Source organism: Dietzia massiliensis, from assembly GCF_018390595.1.
Lineage (GTDB): Bacteria > Actinomycetota > Actinomycetes > Mycobacteriales > Mycobacteriaceae > Dietzia > Dietzia massiliensis.
This window is the reverse complement of record NZ_JAHBAV010000021.1, coordinates 28,808-54,406: the sequence shown is the minus strand read 5'-3', so window position 1 is coordinate 54,406 and position 25,599 is coordinate 28,808. Positions and strand designations below refer to the sequence as shown.

Genomic DNA, 25,599 nt, shown 5'->3' with positions numbered 1-25,599 from the left:
GCCCGTCCTGACCGACCGGAGCGCCTCGCCCGACCCCGGACGGCCAGGCGGTACCCTGCGTGACGTGCCGTTGCCCACCCGAAACACGATGACCGTGCCCCGCGTCCTCGCCCACGTGTTGTGGCCGCTGGCGATCATGACCGTCATCCACCGCGTCCTGATCCGGGCCGTCAACGGCTCCATCACCAACGACTTCGGCACGGTCTACGCCGCCACCAGGCGATTCCTCGCCGGCGAGCCGGTGTACGCCGAGAACCTGCTGACCGTCCAGCCGCACTACCTCTACGCGCCCAGCGGGACGTTCATGCTGGCCCCGTTCGGGATGATCGACAACTACACGCTCGCCCGCTGGCTGTTCATCGGCCTCAACACCGCCGCGATCATCGCCGCACTGTGGCTGCTCATGCGGCTGTTCGACCTCGACGTGCGGTCGTTCGCCGCCCCCGCGATCCTGCTGGCCGCGTTCTGCACGGAGGCCGTCACCAACACGCTGGTGTTCACCAACGTCAACGGCGTGATCTTCCTCTGCCAGGTCGCGTTCCTGTACCTCCTGCACCGCCGACGCCTATGGTGGGCCGGCGTGGCCATCGGCCTGTCGCTGGCCGTCAAACCGATGCTCGCGCCCCTGCTCGTGCTGCCGCTCATCCGCAGGCAGTGGCAACCGTTCGTCACGGCCGCCGCGATCCCCGCCGTCGCCATGGCCGCCGGCTGGGCGCTGACCGTCGACGCCCGCAGCTACGTCGACACCACACTGGCCTACATGGGCGAGGTGCGTGACTACTACAACAGCTCGCTCGCCGGGCTCGGGCTGTACTACGGGGTCCCGGAGCCGCTCATCCTGGTCGCGCGGATCCTCGTGGTGGTCGCGACGCTGTCGGCGGTGTGGCTGCTGCTCGAGTACCGCCACAACCACGAGGTCCTGTGGCTCGCCACCACCTCCGGCGTCGTCCTCTCCGGTGTGTTCCTCGTCTCCACCCTCGGCCAGATGTACTACTCCATGATGCTCATCCCCATCATGCTCACGGTGGTGCTCGACAGGTCGCTGGTGCGCAACTGGCCGGCGTGGCTCGCGGCCTACGGCTTCTTCACGCTCGACTTCTGGGAGTCGACGCGCTGGCCGTACTACGGGCGGCTGCTCGAGTTCGCGCACCCGACCCTCGGCTGGCTGCTGCTGCTGGCCACCGTCCTGGTGGTGCTCCTGTGGCGCCGCTCGGACCCCCGCCGCCACGAGCGGATCGCACCGGCCGCCGCGGCGGCGTAGCCTGCGGGCATGAGCAAGCCCACCGACAGCCACACCCCCCAGCCCGACTTCACCCTCGACGACGCCGAGTGGCGCCGCCGCCTCACCCCGGCGGAGTACCAGGTCCTGCGGCAGGCCGGGACCGAGCGGCCCTTCACGGGCGAGTACAACGACACCAAGACCGAGGGCGTGTACCGCTGCCGCGGCTGCGGCGCGGAGCTGTTCCGCAGCGACGCCAAGTTCGAGTCGAACTGCGGCTGGCCCTCGTTCTTCACCCCGCTGGCCGGCGACGCGGTCATCGAGCGCGAGGACACCTCGCTCGGCATGACCCGCACGGAGGTCATCTGCGCCAACTGCCACGGTCACCTGGGCCACGTGTTCGCCGGCGAGGGTTACGGCACGCCCACCGACCTGCGGTACTGCATCAACTCGGTGAGCCTGACGCTCGAGCCCGCCGAGGGCTGAGCACGGCACACGCGCGAAAGGGGCCGACCGGATCCGTTCCGGTCGGCCCCTTCTCCCGCGCGCCATCGGGTGAGCGCGAACCCTACGGCAGGGACGCGGTGAGCTGCGCGGCGGTGACGCGCGGCCCCGTGAAGAACGGGATCTCCTCGCGCACGTGGCGACGGGCCTCGGTCGAGCGCATGATCCGCATGAGATCGACGATGCGGTCGAGCTGCGGCGCCTCGAAGGCGAGGATCCACTCGTAGTCACCGAGCGAGAACGCGGGCACGGTGTTGGCGCGCACGTCCGGGTACTCACGGGCGGCGCGGCCGTGCTCGGCGAGGATCTGGCGCCGCTCCTCGTCGGGCAGCAGGTACCACTCGTAGGAACGCACGAACGGGTACACGGAGATGTACGCGCCCGGCTCCTCCTCGGCGAGGAACGCGGGGATGTGGCTCTTGTTGAACTCGGCGGGCCGGTGCAGGGCGGTGTTGGACCAGTACGCGGTGCTCGCCCGGCCGAGCAGGGTGGTGCGCCGGAACTCGTTGTAGAACCGCTGCAGGTCCTCGATGTGCTCGGCGTGGGTCCAGAACATGAAGTCGGCCTCGGCGCGCAGGCCGGAGACGTCATACAAGCCGCGGACCACGACGTCCGTGCCCTCGTAGCGGGCGAGGAAGGTCTCGAGATCCGCGGCGACCGCGTCCCGGTCCTCGCCGAGCTGCCCGGGCGTCACGGTGAAGACCGAGAACATGAGGTAGCGCAGGGTGGAGTTGAGCTTCTTGTAGTCGAGGCGTGCCATGGCTCAATCCTGCCACTTCGCGGCCAGCCGCCGGGCCGCGGCCCGTGCCGACCCGATGCAGGCGGGCACCCCCACGCCCTCGGTCACCCCGCCGACGAGCCCCACGCCGGGCAGCCGCTCGGCCAGCTCGGCCCGCACCCCGGCGATCCGGGCGTCGTGTCCGGGGCCGATCTCGGCGAGGGCGTCCGTCCAGCGGCGCACCCGCGAGTGCAGGATCGTCGGCACCGACCCGCACAGTTCCCCCAGCGCGGATCCGGCCATCCGGGTGAGGGCGTCGTCGTCGGAGGCGAGCACCTCGTCGTCGTCGAGTCGTCCGAACGACACCCGCACCAGGTGACCGGGGCGGGTGTCGAGGTGGGGCCACTTGTGGCTCGTGAAGGTCATGGCCTTGAACGGCACCGGCTCGTCGGTGGCGACGAGGATCCCGGACCGCTCGGGGAGGTCGACGGAGCGGTCGACCTCGAGCGCGACAACGGCCGAGGAGGCCGTGCGGATCCCGGACAGGGCCCGTTCCCCGGCGTCGAGGCCGCCGGCGGCGGTGAGCAGCGGCGCGGCGTGGGGAACGGGGACGGCGACGACGACGAGGTCTGCGCTCTCGACCCACGACCCGCGGTCACCGACGACCGCCAGCGTGTATTCGTCGCCCTCGCGCCGGAGGGAGGTGCACCTCGCGCCGGTGCGGATCAGCGCGCCGGAGGCGGCGGCGAGTGCGTTGACGAGGACCCGATAGCCGCCGTCGAGGGTGGCGAACACCGGGCCGGGCGTGCGGATCCCGGTGAGCTCGCGGGCGGCGGCGGTGAGGCTGGGCGCGCCACGATCGAGCGCCTCGGCGAGCCCGGGCACGACCTGGCGCAGTCCGAGCCCGCTGCTGGGGGCGGCGTACACCCCGCCGAGCATCGGATCGACGAGCCGGGCGACGACCGCGTGGCCGAACCGCTCGGCGACCAGCGCGCCCAGGGACACGTCAGAGCCCGGTTCCCAGGCGAGCGGCAGGTCCGCCTCGCGCGCGGCGACCGCCCGCTCGGCGGGGTCGAGCACCTCCGACAAGGCGTCGACGTCCGACGGCAGGCCCATGAGGGTCCCGCGCGGCATGGGGACCGCGCGCCCGCCGGTGAGGATCGCCGGCCCGAGGGCGCCCGGGTGACGCAGCGAGTCGGTGAGGCCTAGCTCGGCGACGAGCTGTGAGGCCTCCGGGCGGCGGGCGATGAACGCCTCCGCGCCGAGCTCCATGGGCCCCGACGGGAAGTCGACCGTGTGCAGCGCTCCCCCGGGCGCCGCCGACGCCTCGAGGACGGTCACGTGGGCGTCGGGGAGGTCCAGGGAGAGCTGGTAGGCGGCCGTCAGCCCGCTGAGGCCGCCCCCCACCACGACGACGCGCGGTGACGTCTCCGTCACTTGCCGGTGAGCTCGTGGACGAGGTCCACCACGTGGGTCACGGCGCCCGCGTCGGTCGCGGGCAGGACCCCGTGGCCGAGGTTGAACACGTGCCCGGCGGCGCCGGCCTCGCGGGCACGGCGGCCCTCCTCGAGAATGCGCCGGACCTCGCCGTCCAGGGCCGAGCGGTCGGCGAAGAGCATCGCCGGGTCGAGGTTGCCCTGCAGGACCTTCCCGGGCACCCGGGTGGCGGCGTCGTCGAGCGGGATGCGCCAGTCCACGCCCACCACCTCGGGGCCGGCCTCACCCATGGCGCCTAGCAGCTCGCCCGTGCCCACGCCGAAATGGGTGCGCGGTACCGAGGAGATGACCTCGTCGGAGAAGATCCGCGTGGAATGCGGCAGGACCAGGGAGCGGTAGTCCCGCTCGGTCAGCGCCCCGGCCCACGAGTCGAAGAGCTGGATCGCGTCGACGCCGGCCCCGACCTGCGCGCGGAGGAACACGGTCGTGAGGTCGGCGAGCTTGGCCATCAGCTCGTTCCACACCTCGGGCCGCGAGTACATGAGCGACTTGGTGTGCTCGTGGTTGCGGCTGGGGCCGCCCTCGATGAGGTAGGACGCCAGGGTGAAGGGCGCGCCCGCGAAGCCGATGAGCGCCACGGCCGGGTCGAGCTCGGCCGTGATGAGCCGGACCGCCTCCTCGATGGCCTCCAGGCGGTCCGGGGTGAGCTCGGGCAACGCGGCCACGTCGGATTCGTCGCGGATCGGCTCGGCCACCACGGGGCCGGTCCCCGGGACGATGTCGATGTCCACGCCGGCCGCGGCCAGCGGGATGACGATGTCGGAGAAGAAGATCGCCGCGTCCACGCCGTGACGGCGCACCGGCTGCAGCGTGATCTCGCAGGTCATCTCCGGGTCGAAGCACGCCTCGAGCATGGTCGAGTCGCCCCGGACCTCCTTGTACTCGGGCAGCGACCGTCCCGCCTGGCGCATGAACCACACCGGCGTGTGCGAACCGCCCCTGCCCGTCACCTCGTCGAGGTAGGGGCCGGTGCCGGCGCGACGGCCCGGGGCCGCGGCCACCCTCTCGGTGGTTCCGGCACCGGAGGCGCCGCCGGGAAGGGGGGACGAGGACGCATCAGAGTTCAACACGCCCCCCATCGTCCCATGAAGTGGCCGCCGGGGCCGGTCAGCCCACCCGGCCAGGTGACGGCGCGCCTCTTCCACGCACGTGGCGGTGGTCGCTAGCGTGACGACCTGTGAGCACATCGGTCAATGACGGCGAGCCCGAGGTCTTCCGGGCGGCGGTCGAGTCGCTGTCGCGGCTCGAGGTCCGCCCCGAGATCTCGGTCGGCCCGATCCGCCCGCCGCAGCGACTGGCGCCCTACAGTCACGCCCTCGGTGTGGAGATACTTCCGCCCCGGGGCGACGACGTGCCGGAGTTCTCCGACGGCGACGCGTTCGGCCGCCTTATCCTGCTGCACGACCCGTCCGGGGACGACGCCTGGAACGGCACCCTGCGGTTGGTCGCGTACATCCAGGCGGACATGGAGGCCTCGTTGGCGGGCGATCCGCTCCTGCCGCAGGTGGCGTGGAGCTGGCTGACCGAGGCGCTCGACGAGGAGGCCGGCCCGTACACGGCCCTCGGCGGCACCGTCACCAGCACGGCCTCCGTCCGCTACGGCGACATCGCCGGGCCACCGCAGGCCCATCAGCTGGAGCTGCGCGCGTCGTGGACGGCCCTCGAGCCGGACCTCACCGGCCATGCGTCGGCGTTCTGCAAGACCCTGGCGCAGGCCGCCGGCCTGCCGCCCGTCGGGGTCACGTCCCTTCACGGACGGGCGTGAGCGGGCGCCGCCGCGGCGAGACCCCGCCCGGGGCGGCGCCTCCCCCTGCCGAGTACGAGTTCGTCGACGACCTCGCCGGGATCGGTGCGGCCGTCGACGCCCTGGACGCGTCTTCAGAGCCGATCGCGGTGGACGTCGAACGCGCCTCCGGGATCCGCTACTCCGAGCGCGCCTTCCTCCTCCAGCTCCGCGTCCCCGGCGAGCCCGCCCTGCTCGTGGACCCGGAGACCCCGGGCCGCACCGTCGGACCGCTCGCCACCGTCCTCTCGCAGCGGCCGCTGCTGTTCCACGCCGCGAGCCAGGACCTGCCGTCCCTACGGGAGCTCGGCATCCGGCCCACCGCGCTGGTGGACACCGAGCTCGCCGGGCGGTTTCTCGGGATCGAGCGGGTGAACCTCGGCGCCATGATCTCCGAGCACCTCGGGATCGGGCTGGCCAAGGCGCACTCGGCCGCGGACTGGTCCCGCCGGCCCCTGCCCGCCGCGTGGCTCGACTACGCGGCCTACGACGTGCTGTTCCTCCACGAGCTGGCGGACGAGGTGCTCCCCCGGCTCGATGCCCTCGGCCGCCGTGAGTGGTTCGAGGCGGAGTGTCGCCACCTCGTCGACTCCGTCCCGGCCCCGGCCGCCGCCGACCCCTGGCGACGTCTGTCTCGCCTGTCGAGCCTGCGCGACGGCCGGCAGCTGGCCCGCGCGCGAGAACTGTGGATGGCCCGCGACCGCGTGGCCGCCGAGCGGGACATCGCCCCCAAGCGACTACTGGCCGACGCCGCCGTCGTCGAGGCCGCACGGGTCGGCCCGACCAGTCGATCCGCGCTACTGGCGATCGACGGTTTCGACGGCCCGCAACGCAGACGCCTGGTCGGCGAATGGCTGGCCGCACTGGAATGGGCCGACGGGCTCGGCCGCGAGGACCTGCCGTCACGTCAGGGGCCGCCCGCCGAGCATCCCCCGCACGCGTCCTGGAAGCGCAACGAGCCGGAGGCCGCCGCGCTCCTGGACGTCGCTCGGGAGGCGATCTCCGCTCTCGCCGACGACCTGGGCATCGACCAGGGGCTGCTCCTCAAGCCGTCGACACTGCGGCTGTGGGTCTGGCGTGCGGCAACCACCACTCCCGCCGACGACGCCGAACTGCTCCATGAGGTTCTGCGTGAGGAAGAAGCACGCGAGTGGCAGATCGAGTTGACGACCGGTCCCCTGCTCGAGGCGGTTCACCGGTTCCGGGCGGAGAGCTGACCCGCCGGGGCGGCCGGCGACGCGACCGCGTCTGTAGGTGACGAGGTCACGCCCGTATGCGACACGCCGGGTCGGCTCGAGGTGCGCGGTCTACAGTGCCAGGCGGGTCCTGATGCTCTCGGCGATCCCCTCCGCGGTCAGCCCGGCCTCGGCGAGGATCTCGCCGCGGGAGCCGTGGTCGAGGAACTCCTGCGGGATGCCCAGTGCGATGCGGTCGCCCCGCACGGCGGCAGCGTCCAGGCAGGCCGAGACCGCGGAACCGACTCCGCCGTGCAGGCCGTTGTCCTCGACCGTCACCACCAGGCGGCGCCCACGGGCGGACTCGACGATCGACGCCGGCACGGGGTAGACCCACCTCGGGTCGACCACGTCCACGGAGATCCCCTCCGCCTCGAGCGCGTGGGCCGCGGCCGCGGCGGGCGCGACCATGGGGCCCACGGCCACCACCAGCACCTCGGCATCACCCGGGCCGTGGACCCGGTCCACGCCGTCCTCGGAGGTGTCCAGTGCCGGGACGGGCTCGCCCACGGAGCCCTTGGGGAAGCGCACGACGGTGGGGCCGTCGTCGACGGCCACGGCCTCGCGGAGCTCCTGGCGCAGGGTCAGCGCGTCGCGCGGCGCGGCCACCCGCACGCCGGGGACGATGCCGGTGAGCGACAGATCCCACATCCCGTTGTGGCTGGCGCCGTCGGGGCCCGTCACCCCGGAACGGTCCAGCACCAGGGTCACGGGCTGACGGAGGAGGGCGACGTCCATGAGGAGCTGGTCGAAGGCCCGGTTGAGGAAGGTCGAGTAGACGGCCACCACGGGATGCATCCCGCCTAGGGCCAGCCCGGACGCGGAGGCCACGGCGTGCTGCTCGGCGATGCCGACGTCGAACATCCGGTCGGGGAACCGCTCGCCGAACGCCGCGAGCCCGGTGGGCCCGGCCATCGCGGCGGTGATCGCCACGACGTCGTCACGCTCGGTGCCGATCGCGCAGAGCTCCTCGGAGAACACCGAGGTCCAGTCGACGGACGACGAGGTCGACAGCGGCTTGCCCGTCTCGGGGTCGATCACCCCGGTGGCGTGCATCTGATCGGCCTCGTTGTTCTCCGCGTGGACGTAGCCCATGCCCTTGCGGGTGACCACGTGGACCACCACGGGGCCCCCGAAGTCTTTGGCGAGCCGGAGCGCCGCCTCGGTGGCGGCGAGGTTGTGCCCGTCGACCGGGCCCATGTATTTGAGGCCGAGGTCGGCGAACAGTTCCTGCGGCGACACGACGTCCTTGACGCCGGCCTTGATCCCGTGCAGTACCGAGTAGACCGCCTTGCCGACGACGTCCCTGCGAGCGGTCAGGGCGCTCTTCGTCCGGTCCATCGCCTTCTCGTACGCGGGCTGCAGACGCAGCGCGCCCAGCCGCTCGGCGAGACCGCCGATCGTCGGCGAGTACGAGCGGCCGTTGTCGTTGACGACGATCACCATTGGCCGGTCCTTCGCGGCCGCGATGTTGTTGAGCGCCTCCCACGCCATACCGCCGGTCATCGCCCCGTCACCGATCACGGTGACGACGGTCCGGTCGCGCTCGCCACGGAGCGCGAAGGCCTTGGCGAGCCCGTCCGCGTACGACAGCGACGCGGTGGCGTGCGAGGACTCGACGATGTCGTGCTCGCTCTCCGCCCGGCACGGGTATCCGGATAGGCCGCCGCGGGTGCGCAGCCCGTCGAAGCGGTCCCGCCGCCCCGTGAGCATCTTGTGGACGTACGACTGGTGTCCGGTGTCGAAGACGATCGGGTCACGCGGCGAGTCGAACACGCGGTGCAGGGCGACCGTCAGCTCGACGACGCCCAGGTTGGGTCCGAGGTGCCCGCCCGTGGCCGCGACCTTGCGGATGAGGAACTCACGGATCTCGCCGCACAACCGGCCCAACTCGTCGGGTCCGAGCCCCCTGAGGTCGGAGGGGCCGTTCACCTGATCGAGCACGCTCATTGCTGTCGACTGCCCCTTCCCTGTCCGACACCCCGATGGGTCGAATCGCCAGTCTACGGGCTGAGGGCCCGCGGGCTCGCCCTCGGTCGGTGGGTCGGCCGCCGACCAGCGTGGCGGTTCAGCGTCCGCCCGGGGCATCCAGCACCGCGATCCCCTCGACATGGTGAGTACCGGGGAACGCGGCGACGCCCCGCAGGTCCGTCAGCGTCCACCCGGCCGCCACGAGCGCGCCGACGTCCCGGGCCAGACTCGCGGCGTCGCAGCCGACGTGGACGATCCGCGACCGGGTCACCTCCGCCAGGCGCTGCATCACCGGGACGCCGGCCCCCCCGCGCGGCGGGTCGAGCACCACGACGTCGGGGGCCGGGTGGGCGGCGGCGTCCGCCGCGTGGTCCTCGAGGAACGTCTCCACCCTCGAGCGCACCGTGTGCACTCGAGGGGCGGGCGCCGACCCAGGGTCCGGGTCGCCGGATCCGGGGATGGTCGACACCGCCCCCAGCGACGCCGAGGACGACTCCACCACCGTCACCCGCGCGCCCGGAACGGCCTCCCGCACGGCAGCGGCGAACAGTCCGGCGCCCCCGTAGAGGTCCCAGACGACGGGCTCGTCCGGAAGCCCCGGGGCCTGCGCCACCACCGTGCGGACCGCCGACGCGTAGTGGGTCGCCGCGCTGCGGTGGGCCTGCCAGAACGCCTCGGGGGGCAACCGCCACTCCCGCTCCCCCACGCGCCGCACGACGTCGGGTCCCCCGGCGACGAACTCCCAGCCCGCCGCCCGGGAGTGCCGAGCCCGCGCCCGCGTCGCCGCGGAGCGCCGCGCGCGCGAGCCCTGCCCGCGGGGCGCGTCACGCACAGCCGGCCGGTGGGCGACGTGGACGGTCGCGTCGTCACCGAGCAGCCCGAGGACCTCTCGTCCGGGGCCCACGTCCGCGGCGGTCACCGCGGAGAGGATGCGCGGATCGGGCTGGACGCAGGGCTCGGTCACGAGGTCCCGGGACCGCGCTCGGCGCACACCGGGGCGGCCGTCCGGGCCGGTGACCCACCGGGCGACCGTGCGCCAGCCGGCCGCCGCGGCGTCGCCGGCGGGGACCTCGACAGGGACCGCGTCGGTGCGCGTGTCGATCCGGCCGATCCTGGCGGCCTGCTCTGCGAGGATCCGGCCCGCGAAACCGCGGGCGGCGGCGGGCGCGATGTGGCTCCAGTCGCAGCACCCGGCTCCGGCGGCGGCCGCGGGACAGGCGGTCTCCACCCGGTCCGGGGACGCGACGATCACCGACTGCACGGTGCCGCGGCAGAATGCGCGGCCCGGATCGTCCTCGACCAGGACGTCGACCGTTTCCCCGGTGATCCCGCCGCGGCAGAACACCACTCGTCCCTCGTGCCGGGCGACGAACTCACCGCCGTGTGCCGGGCCGGCCACCTCCAGCCGCAGGACGCGGCCCGTCCAGTCGGTCGTGTGCTCGTGTGTCATCTCGCCTCCGGTCCGCCCAAACGCCCGACGATCGGTTCGTCGCGGGCCTGCTCCGCCCGGCCGCGCGAGGACGACAGCTGCCACGGCACGCTCGTGACCATGACCCCCCGCTCGTAGAGCAGGCGTGTCTTGAGGCGCAGCGCGCTCTGGTTGTGCAGCAGCTGCTCCCACCAGTGGCCCACCACGTACTCCGGGATGTATACGATCACCACGTCCCGCGGTGACTGGTCCCGCAGCCGCTTGACGTAGTCCACGACCGGGCGGTTGATCTCACGGTACGGGGACTCGACGACCTTGAGCGGAACGGAGATGCTCCGGCTCTCCCATTCCCTGACGAGTGCGCGGGTCTCGGCGGTGTCGATGTTCACCGTCAGGGCCTCGATGGTGTCCGGGCGGGTCGCCCTCGCGTACGCGAGGGCCCGCAGGGTCGGCAGGTGCAGCTTGGAGACCAGGACGAGGCAGTGGGTCCGGCTGGGCAGCACCACCTCGCGAGAGGAGTCGTCCAGTTCACGCGCCACCGCGTCGTAGTGCCGGTGGATGAGCCTCATCACGCCGAAGACCGCCACCATCGCCAGGACGGCGATATAGGCGCCGGAGAAGAACTTGGTGGCCATCACGATGATCAGGACACCCGAGGTGAGGGCGAACCCGACCGCGTTGACCGCCCGCGACCGGCGAGCCCGACGACGCACCGCAGGGATCTCCTCGTGCCGCAGCCGCCGTGTCCAGTGGCGGACCATCCCGAGCTGGCCCAGCGTGAACGCCACGAAGACGCCCACGATGTACAGCTGGATGAGGACCGTTACCTGGGCGTCGAACGCGATCACCAGCGCGATCGCCGCGATCGCCAGGAGCACGATGCCGTTGGAGAACGCGAGTCGGTCGCCGCGGGTGGCGAGCTGACGGGGCAGGTACTTGTCACGGGCGAGCACAGACGCCAGCACGGGGAAGCCGTTGAACGCGGTGTTGGCCGCCAGCACGAGGATGGTCGCGGTCACGACCATGACGACGTAGAAGACGATCGGCAGCCCGGCGAAGACGGGCTCCGCGAGCTGCGCGATCATCGTCTTCTGCTGGTATCCCTCCGGGGCGCCGACGAGCTGGGTGGCCGGGTTCTCCGCGATCCGGACCCCGAGCCTGCGCGCCAGCGCGATGAGGCCCAGCAGGAACGACACCGAGAGCACGCCCAGGATCGCGAGGGTGATCGCCGCGTTGCGGGCGCGGGGCTTGCGGAAGGCCGGGACCCCGTTGTGGATGGCCTCGACGCCGGTGAGCGCGGCGCACCCCGAGGCGAAGGACTTGGCCACCACGAACGCCAGCGCCAGGCCGGTCACCTCCGCGCCCTCCGCGGGGGCGAGGTCGAACTCCGCCGACTCCGCGGACAGGTCCCGGCCGAGTACCTCGACCTGCAGCAGGCCCCACACGATGAGGGCGATCATGGACGCGAGGAACGCGTAGACGGGCACCGCGAACATCGCCCCGGACTCCCGGATCCCCCGGAGGTTGACCGCGGCGAGTCCGGCGATCGCGAGTACGGCGAAGAAGACGGCGTGGGACTGCACGAACGGGATGGCGGAGCCGATGTTCGCCGCCGCGGCGGAGATGGAGACGGCAACAGTGAGGACGTAGTCGATGAGCAGCGCCGCGCCCACCCCGAGGCCGGCGCGGGGGCCGAGGTTGACCGTCGCCACCTCGTAGTCACCGCCACCCGACGGGTAGGCGTGGACGTTCTGCCGGTAACAGGCGATGACGACGACCATGACGAACGCGACCGCCACCCCGACCCACGGGGTGAGCGCGATCGCCGACATCCCGGCGATCGACAGCACGAGGAAGATCTCCTGCGGGGCGTAGGCCACCGACGACAGCGCGTCGGAGGCGAACACCGGCAGGGCTATCCGTTTGCGCAGGCGCGTGGCGCCGATGGTGTCGCTGCGGAACGGGCGCCCCACCAACAGGCGCTTGGCTCCCACGGAGACCCTGGAGATCCTGGACACCGACACATCGTAGGACCCGCGCGCCGCGGCGGACAGCATCCGCGGATGTGAGTAGCGTGACGTCCCTGGGGTACGAGCGTGCGCCGGGAGGAGTGGGACTCGCGATGAGGGTCGTCGTCATGGGCTGTGGCCGTGTCGGGGCGGCGTTGTCCGCCGAGCTCGACGCCGCCGGCCACGCGGTGGTGGTGATCGACCGCGACTCCGCGGCCTTCGCCCGGCTGCCCGAGGGGTTCGGCGGTGAAACCGTCACCGGCCAGGGGTTCGACCGGGCGGTGCTCACCGACGCCGGGCTGGTGGGCGCCGACGCGTTCGCCGCCGTGTCCTCGGGGGACAACTCCAACATCATCGCGGCCAGGGTGGCCCGCGAGACCTTCGGTGTCGAGCGCGTGATCGCCCGCATCTACGACGCCGGCCGGGCCGAGGTCTACGAGCGTCTGGGTATCCCGACCGTCACCACCGTCCCCTGGGCGACCGGCCGGCTCGTCCGGTACATCACCGCCGCGACGAGTCCGGTGGAGTGGAGGGACCAGACCGACACGGTCTCCCTGGTGGCACTCGACGCCCCGCCAGGATGGGTGGGCCTGCCCGTCGACCGGCTCGCCGCGGAGGTCGGTGGCCGCGCCGCCGCGGTCACCCGCTTCGGCGAGTGCCGCATCCCGGACCGGAACACGCTCGTCCAGTCCGACGACGTCCTCCACCTCGCCGTGCCCTCGGAGGCGGTGCGCGGCCTGGAGGACCTGCTGCAGCGAGGATCCTCCGATGCCTGACCCGACTCCCGACCCCTCGGTCGACGACTACGCCGACGGCTCCGGCCTGCTCGCCGAGGCCCCGTCCCGGGCGTTCCGGACCAGTTCGATGCGGGTCGTCGTGGCCGGTGCCGGGGTCGTCGGACGGTCCATCGCGCGGGAGTTGCTCGCGGGCGGCCACACGGTGACCCTGATCGACAAGCGTTCCAGCGTGTTCTCCGCCGACCCGCTCGAGGACGCCGACCAGCAGGTCGGGGACGCGTGCGAGCTCAGCGTCCTCGAGCGGCTCCGCATCGAGGAGGCCGACGTCGTCGTCGCCGCGACCGGGGACGACAAGGCCAATCTGGTGGTGAGCCTGCTCGCCAAGACCGAGTTCGCCGTCGCCCGCGTCGTGGCCCGGGTCAACGACCCCCGCAACGAGTGGCTCTTCGACGACCGCTGGGGGGTCGACGTGGCGGTCTCCACCCCCCGACTGATCGTCTCGGTCGTCGAGGAGGCGGTGTCCGTCGGCGACGTCGTCCGGCTCATGACGCTGCGTCGCGGCGGCGCGAACCTCGTCAGCGTGACGCTGCCCCCGCAGACCCCGCTGGCCGGACGCCCCGTGTCCCGAGTGCGGATACCTCGCGACGCCGCCCTCGTGGCGATCCTGCGCGGCGGGCGGGTGATCGTCCCCGAACCCGACGTGCCGTTCGAGCCCGGTGACGAACTGCTCGTGGTGGCCCCCGAGGCGGTCGAGGCCGACGTCAGCGAGGCGATCCTGGGGGGTTGACCGTCACGGCGATCTCCCGTCCGTAGTCCCAGCCCGGCGCGAGGGGCAGGTCGTCCCCGCTCCAGAACCTCCCCGGGTCGTACCAACTGGCGTCGCCGGCGGGCCGGAGCACGCCCATCGCCTCCAGGGTCAGGCCCACGACCTCCGCGCAGTATGCCGCCTCCATGCGCATCGCGGGACCGGGCGAGACCCGCCCGCGCCGCGGGACCAGGCCCCGGAGCCGGCCGCCGCCCACCTCGTCGTCGTCCCCCGACACCACGCGCGGCCTCCCGGTCGCGACCCCGCCCGACGACCGTCGGCCCCGCGACGCCCAGCGTCCCCGCGCCCACCGCGCGGTGAGGCGCCCCGCCGACGGGAACGACACGCCGTCCAGGCGCGCGATCATCTCCAACAGCGCCTCCTCCTGCACCGTGCCGACCTCCGGCGAGATCTGCCGGAACCACGCCCGCTGCCCGTACGGGCCCGTCCACTGACGCACCGCGGCCTCGAGGTCGTGCAACTGCACCCCCCGCTGGCGGCGGCCCGTCCACACGTCCGGCAGCGCCCTGCCCATCTCCGCGTGCCACATCAGGGGCGGCATGTCCTCGAGCACCACCGCGACCCCCACGTGGTTGACCGGCGCGTTGGTCAGCGTCTGGATGAGCCGGTCCGCCGTCGTCCGGCCGCGGAACAGCCACAGGTCCCCGGTGCGTGTACGGTCGGCCGCCGCGGCCAGGGGCACGGTGTCGATGTCCATGGGGCGATCCTGCCAGGGCGGCCGGGCCGGTCGGCCTAGGCTCGACCACATGGCTCCCCGGGGACGACAGTGGCTCAAGATGATCGGTGCGGCCGGACTGGCGGGTGTCGCCGCCTCCGGGATCCTCGCCGCCCGGTCCGAACGACGCCGCCGCTCCTATGAGCCGGACGAGATCCGCGAACGACTCCACGAGCGCTACACGCGTATCCAGGCCCGGCGCGACGCCCCCGGCGGCTGACGACGCCGCCGACGACTGCCGACGCCGTCCGGCCGACGCGGCCCGTGTGCCGATATCCTGGCGGGCACCATGCCCTCGTCCACCTCAGCCCCACCCGAGCTCCGCCGGGCCCGCCACGATCTGCTCGTCCGGCTCGACGAGGTCGGCACTCTCGACGCGCACCGGCTCCGCTCCCGGATCCGCCGGGCCCGCGCCGACCAGCTCGACGACCTCACCCGCCGCGTCGACGAGGCCGCCGAGCGCGTCCGGCGGCGCGCCGAGGCGATCCCCGCCCCCGAGTACCCCGAACAGCTCCCCGTCAGCGCGCGGAAGGACGAGATCGCGGAGGCCATCCGCGAGAACCAGGTGGTCGTGATCGCCGGTGAGACCGGCTCGGGCAAGACCACCCAGATCCCCAAGATCTGCCTCGAACTCGGGCGCGGCGTGCGCGGGATGATCGGCCACACCCAACCGCGGCGCCTCGCCGCCCGGTCCGTGGCCGAGAGGATCGCGGACGAACTCGGCGTGGAGATCGGCGGCCCCGTCGGCTCCGCCGTGCGCTTCGACGACCGCACCGGACCCGACACCTCGGTCAAGCTCATGACCGACGGCGTCCTGCTCGCGGAGATCCGCCGCGACCGGCTGCTCCGCGCCTACGACACGATCATCATCGACGAGGCCCACGAACGCAGCCTCAACATCGACTTCCTCCTGGGTTACCTCAAGCAGATCCTCCCGAGGCGCCCGGACCTCAAGCTCGTCATCACCTCCGCGACCATCGACCCCGAACGGTTCGCCCGGCACTTCGCGGGACCCGACGGTCGCCCCGCCCCGGTCATCGAGGTCTCCGGACGCACCTACCCCGTGGAGATCCGGTACCGACCGCTCCAGGTCGAGCACGGGGACCGGGTGATCGACCTGGACCCCCTCGACGCGCTCGCCGACGCCGTGGCCGAACTGCTGCGCGAGGACGACGGCGACGTCCTGGTGTTCCTGTCCGGCGAGCGCGAGATCCGCGACGCGGAGGAGGTGCTGCGCGGTCGGAAGTTCCCGCGCACCGAGATCTTCCCGCTGTTCGCCCGCCTCACCGCCGCCGAACAGCAGCGCGCCTTCCGCGCCCACTCCACCCGGCGCGTGGTGCTGTCGACCAACATCGCCGAGACGTCGGTGACCGTCCCCGGCATCCGCTACGTGGTGGACACCGGCCTGGCGCGCATCTCGCGGTACTCCACCCGCACCAAGGTCCAGCGGCTGCCGATCGAGCCGGTCTCGCAGGCCTCCGCCGCGCAGCGGGCCGGGCGATGCGGTCGCGTGGCCGACGGCATCTGCATCCGCCTGTACTCGGAGGAGGACTTCGAGGCACGACCGGAGTTCACCGACCCCGAGATCCTGCGCACCAACCTCGCCTCGGTGATCCTGTCGATGGCGGATCTCGACCTCGGTCCCGTCGACGACTTCCCCTTCGTCGAGCCGCCGGACCGCAAGGCGGTCCGCGACGGCATGACCCTGCTCACCGAGCTGGGGGCGTTGACGGTCGACGACGACGAGCGCCCGCGCCTGACCGAGGTGGGCCGCGACATGGCCGCGCTCCCCCTCGACCCACGACTGGCCCGGATGGTCGTGGAGGGCCACCGCAACGGGGCGCTGGGGGACGTGCTCGTGGTGGTCGCCGCCCTCACCGTGCAGGACGTCCGGGAGCGGCCCGCGGAGGAGCGGGACAAGGCCGACCAGTTCCACCGGCGCTTCACCGACAAGACCTCCGACTTCCTAGGATACCTCAACCTCTGGCGCTACATCACCGAGCAGCGCCGCGAGCTCTCCGGCAGTGCGTTCCGCAAGATGTGCAAGGCGGAGTACCTGCACTGGCTGCGCATCCGCGAGTGGCAGGACCTCAACGCCCAGCTGCGGAGCATGTGTCGCGAACGCGGCTGGCACCCGCCGTCGGGCCAGGCCTCCGAGGACGACCTGCACAAGGCGATCCTCACGGGCCTGCTCACCAACGTCGGCATGCGCGAGGAGGACGCCCGCGAGTTCCGGGGCACGCGCGGCATCCGCTTCCAGATCTTCCCCGGCTCGGACCTGGCCCGTAAGCCACCGCGGTGGGTCATGGCGTCCGAGCTCGTGGAGACCTCACGGCTGTGGGCCCGCGACGTGGCGCGCATCGACCCAGCGTGGATCGAGCAGCTCGGCGGCCACCTCACCCGCACGCAGTACTCCGAGCCGCACTGGTCGGACGCCCGCGGCGCCGCCATGGCCTACGAGAAGGTGCTCCTGCTGGGGCTGACGGTCGTGGAGGCACGCCGCGTGCTGCTGTCCCGGGTGGACGCTCCCCTGGCGCGGGAGATGCTCGTCCGCCACGGGATCGTCGAGGGCCGCCTCGACACGCGCGTGCCGGTCATCCGTGAGAACGCCGAGGCCGTGGCGCAGGCGAGGGAGCTGGAGACCCGCAGCCGTCGCCGTGACCTGGTGATCGACGACGAGGCCCTGGTGGCGTTCTACCTCGAGCGGCTCCCCGGCGACATCACCTCCGGCCGTCACCTCGAGTCGTGGTGGAAGAAGCGCGGCCACCGCGATCCGGACTCGATCCGGCTGACCCCCGCCGACATCCGCACCTCGGAGGCCGCCCCCGACGCCGGCGACTTCCCGCCGTTCTGGCAGCAGGGCGACCGCCGATTCGAGTTGCGCTACGAGTTCGATCCGGGCGTCGACGCCGACGGCATCACCGTCCGCATCCCGCTACCCCAGCTGTCCTCGGTGACCACCGCCGGTTTCGAGTGGCTGGTCCCCGGTCTCCGCGAAGAGCTCTACACGGAGATGCTGCGTACCCTTCCCAAGTACCTCCGGCGGCTCTGCTCGCCGCCCGCGGAATACGCCGCCCTGCTCGCCCGGGACGTCACCCCGCGCTCCGCTCCTCTGCCGGTGGCCCTGGCACAGGCGCTGTCCGCGCGGATCGGGACGACGGTCGACCCGCGGGAGTTCGACCCCACGCAGCTCCCCGATCATCTGCGGGTGCGGTTCGAGGTGGTCGACGGCGAGAAGGTCGTCGCGTCCGGAACGGATTTGGCGGCGCTGCGGACGCGTTTGCAGGACAAGGTGCGCGACACCCTCAACACCCGGCTCGTGCCCGACGACGGGCCGTTCCGCCAGTGGAGTGCCGACACCATCGGAGATCTCGCCCCGTCGGTCACCGGCACGGTGGACGGTGTGGAGGTGACGGTCTACCCCGCCCTGCGCGTCGACGCGGACGGCATCCACCGGGTCGCGTGCGCGACGGAGGAGGAACGCCGGACCAGGCAGGCGTCGGCCGTGCTCACGCTCATATCGTCCGACCTCGTCTCCGCCTCCTCGATCCTGCGAGGCCGCCCGGTCGAGCAGCGACTGGCCCTGACCCAGTACCCGCACGGGGGCGTCGAGGCACTGGTCTCGGACGCCGCCCTGGCGGCGTGCGGCAGTATCATCGCCCGACGAAAGGGTGTGCCGGTGCTGACGGTGGCGGAGTTCACCGAGCTGCGGGACGCCGCCAGGGCGGAGGTGCCGGGGGCTGTGGCGTCGGCGATCTCGACGGTCGTGCCGGCGTTGGTGGCGGCGCAGGAGGTGTCCGTGCGTGTGGCGGAGGCCCCTGCCGAGGTCGCCGAGGCGGTCGTCCCATCACTGGAGTTCCTCGTGGGTAAGGGTTTCCTGGCGCGTCATCCGGTCGACGTGCTGCCGCACCTGGAGCGGCACGTGAAGGCGGTCGGTGTGCGACTCGACCTGGCGGAGAAGTCCCCCGCGCGGCATCGGGAGCTGACAGCCCGGTTGGCGCGGTCGGAGGCAAGCGTCGAGGAGGCGTGCGCGGCTCTGCGTCGTCGGCCCGGCGGCGCGCGCTCGTCGCGCGAGCTGCGGTGGTTGCTGGCCGAGTACAGGGTGGGGCTGTTCGCCCAGTCTCTCGGAACGGCCCGTCCGGTCTCGGCCGAGCGCATCGACAAGGCGGTCGCGAACGCGCTCGCTCCCCGCGCCCGGCGTTGAGCGCCCGGCGGGTCAGACGTTCGCGCGGCGGCTCAGCGGCTCGCGCGGCGGTCTCTGAGTGCGATGATCTCGCGTTCGAAATCGTCGGCCGAGCTGAACTGCTTGTAAACGGAGGCGAAGCGTAGGTAGCCCACCTCGTCGAGGTCCTGGAGGGGGCCGAGGATCGCGAGACCGATCTCGTGGGCGGGCACCTCGGACGCGCCACGTGCGCGGACTGTGTCCTCGACCTGCTGGGCGAGGCGCCGCAGGGCGTCCTCATCAATGGACCGGCCTTGGCAGGCGCGGCGAACTCCCCGGACCACCTTGTCGCGACTGAAGGCCTCGGTGACACCGTTGCGTTTGAGGACCGTCAGCAGTGGCGTCTCGAGCGTCGTGAACCGGTGCCCGCACTCCGGGCACTCCCGGCGGCGCCGGATGGCCTGACCCTCGTCGACCGATCGTGAGTCGATCACCCGGGAGTCCTCGTTGTGGCATGTAGGGCAGTACATTCCCGTGTGGCCCTTCGTCGACCGGACTTCACGCCTCCCGGGACGTGGACCACGGGACGCGGGGACGATTGACCACCGTCCCCGACTCATTCTAGGAGGCAGGTGCGCCGGTCACGCGTAGGCGGGCCCGCCGAGGAACGCCACGGCCAGGAGCATGAGTATCCCGAAGGCGATGCCGCAGGCCAAGAGTGCCCAGGCGGGCACGTCATCGACGACACGGGTCGGAGCCGACGACTCGACGCGGCAGGCGCGCACACTGTCGGACGCCACCGGGCGGGCCTGGACGATCCGCCGCGGAGCCGGTGTGCGGGAGGGCGCCGGTGCGAGGGTCGCGACCCGGTCGGCGGAGGCGCCGCGGTTGGGCGAGGCGGAGTCGCGACGGCCCACCGGCCGCGCGCCGGGTCGGGTCCCGGTACGCCCACGGGCCTGACGCTCACCGGACCGGTCGGGATCCCGGCGGACACCGTCCGCGCTCGGTGCGGGAGCGCGGTGTTCTGCCGCGCAGATCTCCGTCCAGCGCGCGGTGGAGTCGGTGTGCGAGTGCATCTCCAGAATGGTCATGTCCACTCCCTGCTCGATAAGATGTGCGAAGCGGATTCGCACAACCGTATGGATTTCTGTGTACGTCTGTTCGAATCCCGATACGCCTAGAGTTGTATCACGCGACTCCGACAAGGTCACCATTCCGCGACGAAAAACTTCGAACGTGTGTGTGGCGCTCCCCGCTGAGGGGCGATAGGGTGTACACAGATGACGACGTCGAACATCCATTCGCCGAAGGGACCCGAGATGCCGAAGCCCGACTTCGACTCACTGACAGACCGACAGAAGAGCGTGCTGCTGCACATCCACGACACGGTCAAGGAGCGCGGCTATCCGCCGAGCATCCGCGAGATCGGGGACGCGGTGGGCCTGCAATCGACGTCGTCGGTAGCGCATCAGCTGCGGACCCTGGAGAAGAAGGGGTTCCTGACCCGGGATCCGCACAAGCCGCGGGCTGTCGACGTCCACGGGGTGCCCGGGCAGAAGGCCCGGGGTCGCCGGTCGCCGACCAGCGAGGTCCGTCGTCCGAGCGGAGCGGTCGAGCCCGTCTACGTCCCGGTCCTCGGCCGGATTGCTGCGGGTGGCCCCATCCTGGCCGAGCAGGCCGTGGAGGAGGTCTTCCCCCTCCCGACCGACCTCGTCGGGTCCGGGGACCTGTTCATGCTCAGGGTGGTCGGTGAGTCGATGATCGACGCGGCGATCTGCGACGGTGACTACGTCGTGGTGCGGCGGCAGAACGTAGCGGACAACGGCGATATCGTCGCCGCGATGATCGACGGTGAGGCGACCGTGAAGACCTTCCGCAAGGACTCCACGGGGGTCTGGCTCCTGCCCCACAACCCGTCCTTCAGTCCCATCCCGGGCGAGCACGCCACAATCCTGGGCAAGGTCGTCACGGTGTTCCGCAAGCTCTGAGCACCGCACTGAGACGAGGACGCCGCCTGCCCGGGATCGATCGGGTCAGGCGGCGTCGTCGTCGCAGGGGCCGGTCAGGCGGCCCCGTCGCGCGTACTGCTGTCCGAGACGAATTCGCCGAGCTCACCGGCCACCGAGGCGGGCAGCCGCACGACCAGGCGAGTGCCACGGTCGGTGTGCTCCTCCCCGACGACCGCACCCTCGGTGTGGACCCGTGCGACCACGTCACCCCGCGTGTACGGGACCTCTAGAGTCATCTCCATGTCACCGGAGGCCACGATCTGCATGATCCGTTCGAGCAGCTCGTCGACACCCTGCCCCGTGGCCGCCGAGACGAATACCGCGTCCGGCAGGGCGTGGTGCAGCTCGGTGAGCACCACCGGGTCGGCCGCGTCGATCTTGTTGATGACCACCAACTCGCGGGGGCGCTCGGCGTTCTGCTCCTCCACCACCTCGTTGATCACCTTTCGGACCGCCTCGATCTGACGAAGGGGGAACGCGTCCGAACCGTCCACGACGTGGAGTAGCAGCTCGGAGTCGACCACCTCCTCCAGCGTGGACCGGAACGCCTCGACCAACTGCGTGGGCAGATGCCGGACGAAGCCGACCGTGTCGGTGAACACGACCGATCGCCCGTCGGGGAGGTCGGCGCGGCGGGTGGTGGGATCGAGAGTGGCGAACAGCGCGTTCTGTACGAGGACGCCGGCGTCGGTGATCCGGTTCAGCAGGCTCGACTTGCCGGCGTTGGTGTATCCGGCGATAGCGATCGACGGAACGGGCGTGGCACGCCTGCGGTAGCGCTTGGTGTCGCGGGACTGCTTCATGCCCTTGATCTCGCGACGCAGCTTCGCCATCCGCTCGCGGATGCGGCGCCTGTCCGTCTCGATCTTCGTCTCACCGGGGCCACGGAGGCCGACGCCACCGTTGCTGCCGGCCCGGCCACCCGCCTGGCGGGAGAGCGACTCACCCCACCCGCGGAGACGAGGGAGCATGTATTCCATCTGCGCCAGCGAGACCTGCGCCTTGCCCTCGCGACTGGTCGCGTGCTGGGCGAAGATGTCGAGGATCAGCGCCGTCCGGTCGATGACCTTGACGTTGACCGCCTTCTCCAGCGCCAGGAGCTGACCCGGGGTGAGCTCACCGTCGCAGATGACGGTGTCGGCACCCGTCGCGGCGATGACGTCCTTGAGAACGCTCACCTTTCCCGAACCGATGAAGGTCGCCGCGTCCGGCTTGTCGCGGCGCTGAATGAGAGCGTCGCAGACCTCGGAGCCCGCCGTCTCGGCGAGCTGGGCGAGCTCCGCCATCGCGGCGTCCGCCTGGGCTGCGGACCCCTCGGTCCACACGCCGACCAGTACGACCCGCTCCAGTCGGAGCTGGCGGTACTCGGCGTCGTTGACGTCCTGGAGTTCGGTTGACAGACCCGCCACCCGGCGCAGCGAGGATCTCTCCTCGAGCTGCAGTTCGCCGATGGATGGATCGAGGTCGCGTGTCGGCCGCTCAACGGCCGTGTGATCAATAGTCATTCCCCAGCATCATCTCACATCGGGCCCGCGTGTGTCGCGTATGCGGGCGTGTGATACGCACCGCCGTGGAACCGGCCGCTGGCGACGAGCGCGGACGGACCGGTGAGAGTCGAACCGCCGTCGGCCAGGTGGACCTCGACCTCCCCGCCCGGTACCGCCACGACGACGTCTCCGCTGCCACGTCCGGCGTCGGCCAGTGCGGCGACCGCCGTCGCCACGATGCCGGTCCCGCATGACATCGTCTCCCCCGCTCCCCGTTCGTGCACGCGCATGGTCACCCGGCCCCTGGTCAGGGGCGTGGCGATCTCCACGTTGACACCGTGTGGGAAGAAGTCGCGATCGAAGGTCGGGGGGTCGGCGACCGGCAGGGCGGCCAGAGCCGCGGCGTCCAGCCCGGGCACGACGCAGGCCAGGTGGGGGTTACCCATGTCGACGGCCACGCCCGCGAAGGTGCGGCCGCCGAGTTCTGCCGAGGAGAGTCCGAGCAGTCGCGGCTCGCCCATGTCGACCCGGACCGTGGCGTCGTCGCCGGAGTGGGACACGATCGTCGCGGGCCGCGGCCCCGAACGCGTGCCGATGGCGATCGTTCCGATGTCGGCCCGGTGCGTGGCCACCAGAGCGTGGGCGAACACCCGGACTCCGTTGCCGCACATCTCGGCGATCGAACCGTCCGCGTTGCGGTAGTCCATGAACCAGTCCGCCGGGTCGACCCCGTCCGGTAGCCCGGGAAGGACCCCGCGATCAACGAGGGTACCGGCGGTGGCGATACGGAGGACCCCGTCGGCACCGATCCCGCCGCGTCGATCGCAGAGCGCGCGGACCAGCGTCTCATCGAGGTCGAGCTCGGCGTGGTCATCGGGCAGGATCACGAAATCGTTGAGTGTGCCGTGGCCCTTGAGGAAGGCGATGCCGTCGGTGGCCGTCAGCGTGTGGTCCGGAGTCATGTCGTGATCGTACTCGCGGCCGACCGGCATTCCGCACTGCGGAAATAGCGGATGAAGCGCCACGACGAGGACATTAGAGTCGGTCGGGAGAACGATCCCCTACCTGAGGAGAGCATCGATGTCCGAACGCATCACCGTCGGCGGTATCCAGGTCGACGAGGTCCTCTACGACTTCGTCAACACCCAGGCGATCCCGGGCACCGGGGTCGACCCCGACGCGTTCTGGGCCGGTGCCTCCGAGATCTTCGCCGACCTCGCCCCCCGGAACCGCGAGCTGCTCGCGGTGCGGGACGAGCTGCAGTCGAAGATCGACGCGTGGCACCACGAGAACCCGGCGCCGATCGACCAGGCGGCGTACAAGGAGTTCCTCCGGGAGATCGGCTACCTCGTGCCCGAGCCCGAGTCGGTCTCGGTCACCACGGAGAACGTCGACGCGGAAATCGCGACCGTCGCCGGTCCGCAGCTGGTGGTGCCGGTCACCAACGCGCGGTTCGCCATCAACGCCGGCAACGCCCGCTGGGGTTCGCTCTATGACGCCCTCTACGGCACCGACGCCATCCCCGAGACCGACGGCGCCGAACAGGGCGACTCCTACAACAAGGTCCGTGGCGACAAGGTGATCGAGTGGGCACGTGAGTTCCTCGACGACGCGGCGCCGTTGGCCTCCGGCAGCCACGTGGGGACCACCGGGTACGCGGTCGTGGACGGCGCGCTGCAGGTCACGCTCGCGGACGGCGCGACCACCGGGCTGGCCGACCCGGAGAAGTTCGTGGGCTACCTCGGGGACACCGCCAGCCCCTCCTCGGTGCTGCTGCGCAACAACGGCCTGCACATCGACATCCAGATCGACCCGGACTCCCCCATCGGCTCGACGGACGCGGCCGGCGTCAAGGACGTGGTCCTCGAGTCCGCCGTCACGACGATCATGGACTTCGAGGACTCCGTCGCCGCTGTCGACGCCGAGGACAAGACGCTCGGCTACCGCAACTGGCTCGGCCTGATGAAGGGTGACCTCTCCGAGGAGATCAGCAAGGGCGGCAAGACGTTCACCCGCGTCCTCAACGACGACCGCGTCTACACCTCTCCGGACGGCTCCGGGGAGGTCCGCCTCCACGGGCGCTCGATGCTGTTCGTCCGCAACGTCGGCCATCTCATGACGAACCCCGCGGTCCTGGACGCCGAGGGCAACGAGCTCCCCGAGGGGATCCTCGACGCGCTGATCACCGCGCTGGCGGGCATGCACGGGATCGCGGAGGGCAACGAGCGCGGCAACAGCCGCAGCGGGTCGATCTACATCGTCAAGCCCAAGCAGCACGGGCCCGACGAGGTCGCGTTCACCACCGAGCTGTTCGGCCGCGTCGAGAAGCTCCTCGGCCTGCCGACCAACACTCTCAAGGTCGGCATCATGGACGAGGAGCGCCGCACGTCGGTGAATCTCGCCGCCTGCATCGCGGAGGCGACGGAGCGTGTCGTGTTCATCAACACCGGGTTCCTCGACCGCACCGGCGACGAGATCCACACCTCCATGGAAGCCGGGCCGATGATCCGCAAGGGCGAGATGAAGTCCGCGCGCTGGATGAACGCCTACGAGGACTTCAACGTCGACACCGGCCTGGCGTGTGGTCTGCGGGGCCGCGCGCAGATCGGCAAGGGCATGTGGGCGAAGACCGACCTCATGGCGGAGATGCTCGCCGAGAAGATCGGCCAGCCGCAGGCCGGCGCCAACACCGCCTGGGTCCCGTCGCCGACCGGTGCGACCCTCCACGCGACCCACTACCACCGCGTCGACGTCCTGGCCCGCCAGGAGGAGCTCCTCGCCGGCGGTCGTCGCGCGAGCGTCGACGACATCCTCACGGTGCCGCTCGCCCCGAACACCGACTGGTCGGACGAGGAGAAGAAGGAGGAGGTCGACAACTCCTGCCAGACCATCCTGGGTTACGTCGTCCGCTGGGTCGAGCAGGGTATCGGCGTCTCGAAGGTGCCGGACATCCACGACGTGAACCTCATGGAGGACCGAGCCACCCTGCGGATCTCCTCGCAGCTGTTGGCCAACTGGATCCGCCACGGCATCGTCACGGCCGAGTTCGTGGAGGATTCGCTGCGCCGTATGGCCGAGGTCGTCGACAAGCAGAACGCGGGCGACGACGCCTACCGGAACATGGCGCCGGACGTCGAGTCCTCGATCGCTTGGCAGGCGGCCCGCGAGCTGATTCTCGAGGGCACCACGCAGCCGTCGGGCTACACCGAGCCGATCCTGCACCGCCGTCGCCGCGAGTTCAAGGCCGCCAACGGGCTCTGACCCCTGCGGGAATCCGCTACTCCCCCTCGGCATCCGC

General features: G+C 71.6%; 21 protein-coding genes. 10 read left to right on the top strand and 11 right to left on the bottom strand.

The features are described from left to right. The first annotated feature begins 64 nt into the window (after nt 1–64). Both KHA85_RS08110 and msrB read left to right on the top strand, forming a co-directional pair. A complete protein-coding gene (locus KHA85_RS08110) occupies nt 65–1,261 on the top strand; it encodes a glycosyltransferase family 87 protein (protein ID WP_308936893.1) in 1,197 nt (398 codons plus the stop codon). A gap of 9 nt (nt 1,262–1,270) precedes the next feature. After that, nucleotides 1,271–1,705 (top strand): peptide-methionine (R)-S-oxide reductase MsrB, encoded by a 435-nt coding sequence (gene msrB / locus KHA85_RS08105; RefSeq protein ID WP_061227702.1) that lies wholly within the window; start codon nt 1,271–1,273, stop codon nt 1,703–1,705. A gap of 82 nt (nt 1,706–1,787) precedes the next feature. Here the strand turns inward: msrB and hemQ are convergent, their stop codons facing one another. Genes hemQ through hemE form a run of 3 tightly spaced genes read right to left on the bottom strand, consistent with a single transcriptional unit; the run spans nt 1,788 to nt 5,017 of the window. Continuing rightward, complete coding sequence (gene hemQ, locus KHA85_RS08100) at nt 1,788–2,483, bottom strand: hydrogen peroxide-dependent heme synthase (protein WP_063973526.1); 696 nt, start codon at nt 2,481–2,483, stop codon at nt 1,788–1,790. Between the two features lie 3 nt (nt 2,484–2,486). Beyond that, on the bottom strand, nt 2,487–3,878 hold the full coding sequence (gene hemG, locus KHA85_RS08095; RefSeq protein WP_213185409.1) for a protoporphyrinogen oxidase: 1,392 nt from the start codon (nt 3,876–3,878) through the stop codon (nt 2,487–2,489). Then, nucleotides 3,875–5,017: a uroporphyrinogen decarboxylase gene (hemE, locus tag KHA85_RS08090; protein ID WP_213185408.1), complete on the bottom strand. Its 1,143-nt coding sequence runs from the start codon at nt 5,015–5,017 to the stop codon at nt 3,875–3,877. Before hemE ends, hemG begins: the two co-directional genes overlap by 4 nt. Nucleotides 5,018–5,115: 98 nt before the next feature. Between hemE and KHA85_RS08085 the strand changes: the two genes are divergently transcribed. Both KHA85_RS08085 and KHA85_RS08080 read left to right on the top strand, forming a co-directional pair. Continuing rightward, on the top strand, nt 5,116–5,703 hold the full coding sequence (locus KHA85_RS08085; protein ID WP_007627671.1) for a DUF3000 domain-containing protein: 588 nt from the start codon (nt 5,116–5,118) through the stop codon (nt 5,701–5,703). After that, complete coding sequence (locus tag KHA85_RS08080; protein WP_213185407.1) at nt 5,700–6,938, top strand: HRDC domain-containing protein; 1,239 nt, start codon at nt 5,700–5,702, stop codon at nt 6,936–6,938. The genes KHA85_RS08085 and KHA85_RS08080 overlap by 4 nt, the downstream gene beginning before the upstream one ends. Nucleotides 6,939–7,028: 90 nt before the next feature. On the opposite strand, the gene dxs is transcribed toward KHA85_RS08080, so the two are convergent. The 3 genes from dxs to KHA85_RS08065 all read right to left on the bottom strand — a co-directional run bounded on the left by dxs (nt 7,029) and on the right by KHA85_RS08065 (nt 12,365). After that, nucleotides 7,029–8,906, bottom strand: coding sequence for a 1-deoxy-D-xylulose-5-phosphate synthase (gene dxs / locus KHA85_RS08075; protein ID WP_213185406.1), 1,878 nt, complete (start codon nt 8,904–8,906; stop codon nt 7,029–7,031). Between the two features lie 118 nt (nt 8,907–9,024). Then, on the bottom strand, nt 9,025–10,377 hold the full coding sequence (locus KHA85_RS08070; RefSeq protein WP_213185405.1) for a class I SAM-dependent RNA methyltransferase: 1,353 nt from the start codon (nt 10,375–10,377) through the stop codon (nt 9,025–9,027). Next, nucleotides 10,374–12,365, bottom strand: a complete 1,992-nt coding sequence (locus tag KHA85_RS08065; RefSeq protein ID WP_213185412.1) for an APC family permease — start codon at nt 12,363–12,365, stop codon at nt 10,374–10,376. Before KHA85_RS08065 ends, KHA85_RS08070 begins: the two co-directional genes overlap by 4 nt. A gap of 113 nt (nt 12,366–12,478) precedes the next feature. Here KHA85_RS08065 and KHA85_RS08060 point away from each other — a divergent pair, with 113 nt between their 5' ends. Both KHA85_RS08060 and KHA85_RS08055 read left to right on the top strand, forming a co-directional pair. After that, entirely contained in the window at nt 12,479–13,141 is a 663-nt protein-coding gene (locus tag KHA85_RS08060; RefSeq protein WP_213185404.1) for a potassium channel family protein, read from the top strand. 88 nt (nt 13,142–13,229) lie between these two features. Then, entirely contained in the window at nt 13,230–13,889 is a 660-nt protein-coding gene (locus KHA85_RS08055) for a potassium channel family protein (RefSeq protein ID WP_213185411.1), read from the top strand. Here KHA85_RS08055 and KHA85_RS08050 read toward each other — a convergent pair. Beyond that, a complete protein-coding gene (locus KHA85_RS08050) occupies nt 13,864–14,625 on the bottom strand; it encodes a hypothetical protein (protein ID WP_213185403.1) in 762 nt (253 codons plus the stop codon). The genes KHA85_RS08055 and KHA85_RS08050 overlap by 26 nt on opposite strands. Nucleotides 14,626–14,674: 49 nt before the next feature. Here KHA85_RS08050 and KHA85_RS08045 point away from each other — a divergent pair, with 49 nt between their 5' ends. Further along, a complete protein-coding gene (locus KHA85_RS08045; protein ID WP_213185402.1) occupies nt 14,675–14,863 on the top strand; it encodes a hypothetical protein in 189 nt (62 codons plus the stop codon). 69 nt (nt 14,864–14,932) lie between these two features. Next, nucleotides 14,933–18,847, top strand: coding sequence for an ATP-dependent RNA helicase HrpA (gene hrpA / locus KHA85_RS08040; protein WP_213185401.1), 3,915 nt, complete (start codon nt 14,933–14,935; stop codon nt 18,845–18,847). Nucleotides 18,848–18,879: 32 nt separating this feature from the next. On the opposite strand, the gene nrdR is transcribed toward hrpA, so the two are convergent. Both nrdR and KHA85_RS08030 read right to left on the bottom strand, forming a co-directional pair. Continuing rightward, nucleotides 18,880–19,335, bottom strand: a complete 456-nt coding sequence (gene nrdR / locus KHA85_RS08035) for a transcriptional regulator NrdR (protein ID WP_007626979.1) — start codon at nt 19,333–19,335, stop codon at nt 18,880–18,882. Nucleotides 19,336–19,446: 111 nt separating this feature from the next. After that, complete coding sequence (locus KHA85_RS08030) at nt 19,447–19,896, bottom strand: hypothetical protein (protein ID WP_146193821.1); 450 nt, start codon at nt 19,894–19,896, stop codon at nt 19,447–19,449. 228 nt (nt 19,897–20,124) lie between these two features. On the opposite strand from KHA85_RS08030, the gene lexA reads away from it, so the two are divergent. Next, complete coding sequence (gene lexA / locus KHA85_RS08025) at nt 20,125–20,793, top strand: transcriptional repressor LexA (protein WP_043566147.1); 669 nt, start codon at nt 20,125–20,127, stop codon at nt 20,791–20,793. A gap of 74 nt (nt 20,794–20,867) precedes the next feature. Here the strand turns inward: lexA and hflX are convergent, their stop codons facing one another. After that, on the bottom strand, nt 20,868–22,319 hold the full coding sequence (gene hflX / locus KHA85_RS08020) for a GTPase HflX (protein WP_213185400.1): 1,452 nt from the start codon (nt 22,317–22,319) through the stop codon (nt 20,868–20,870). A 14-nt stretch (nt 22,320–22,333) separates the two neighbouring features. Then, entirely contained in the window at nt 22,334–23,263 is a 930-nt protein-coding gene (gene dapF / locus KHA85_RS08015; protein WP_213185399.1) for a diaminopimelate epimerase, read from the bottom strand. Between the two features lie 118 nt (nt 23,264–23,381). On the opposite strand from dapF, the gene KHA85_RS08010 reads away from it, so the two are divergent. Further along, a complete protein-coding gene (locus KHA85_RS08010) occupies nt 23,382–25,562 on the top strand; it encodes a malate synthase G (RefSeq protein ID WP_213185398.1) in 2,181 nt (726 codons plus the stop codon). The last annotated feature ends 37 nt before the right edge of the window (nt 25,563–25,599 follow it).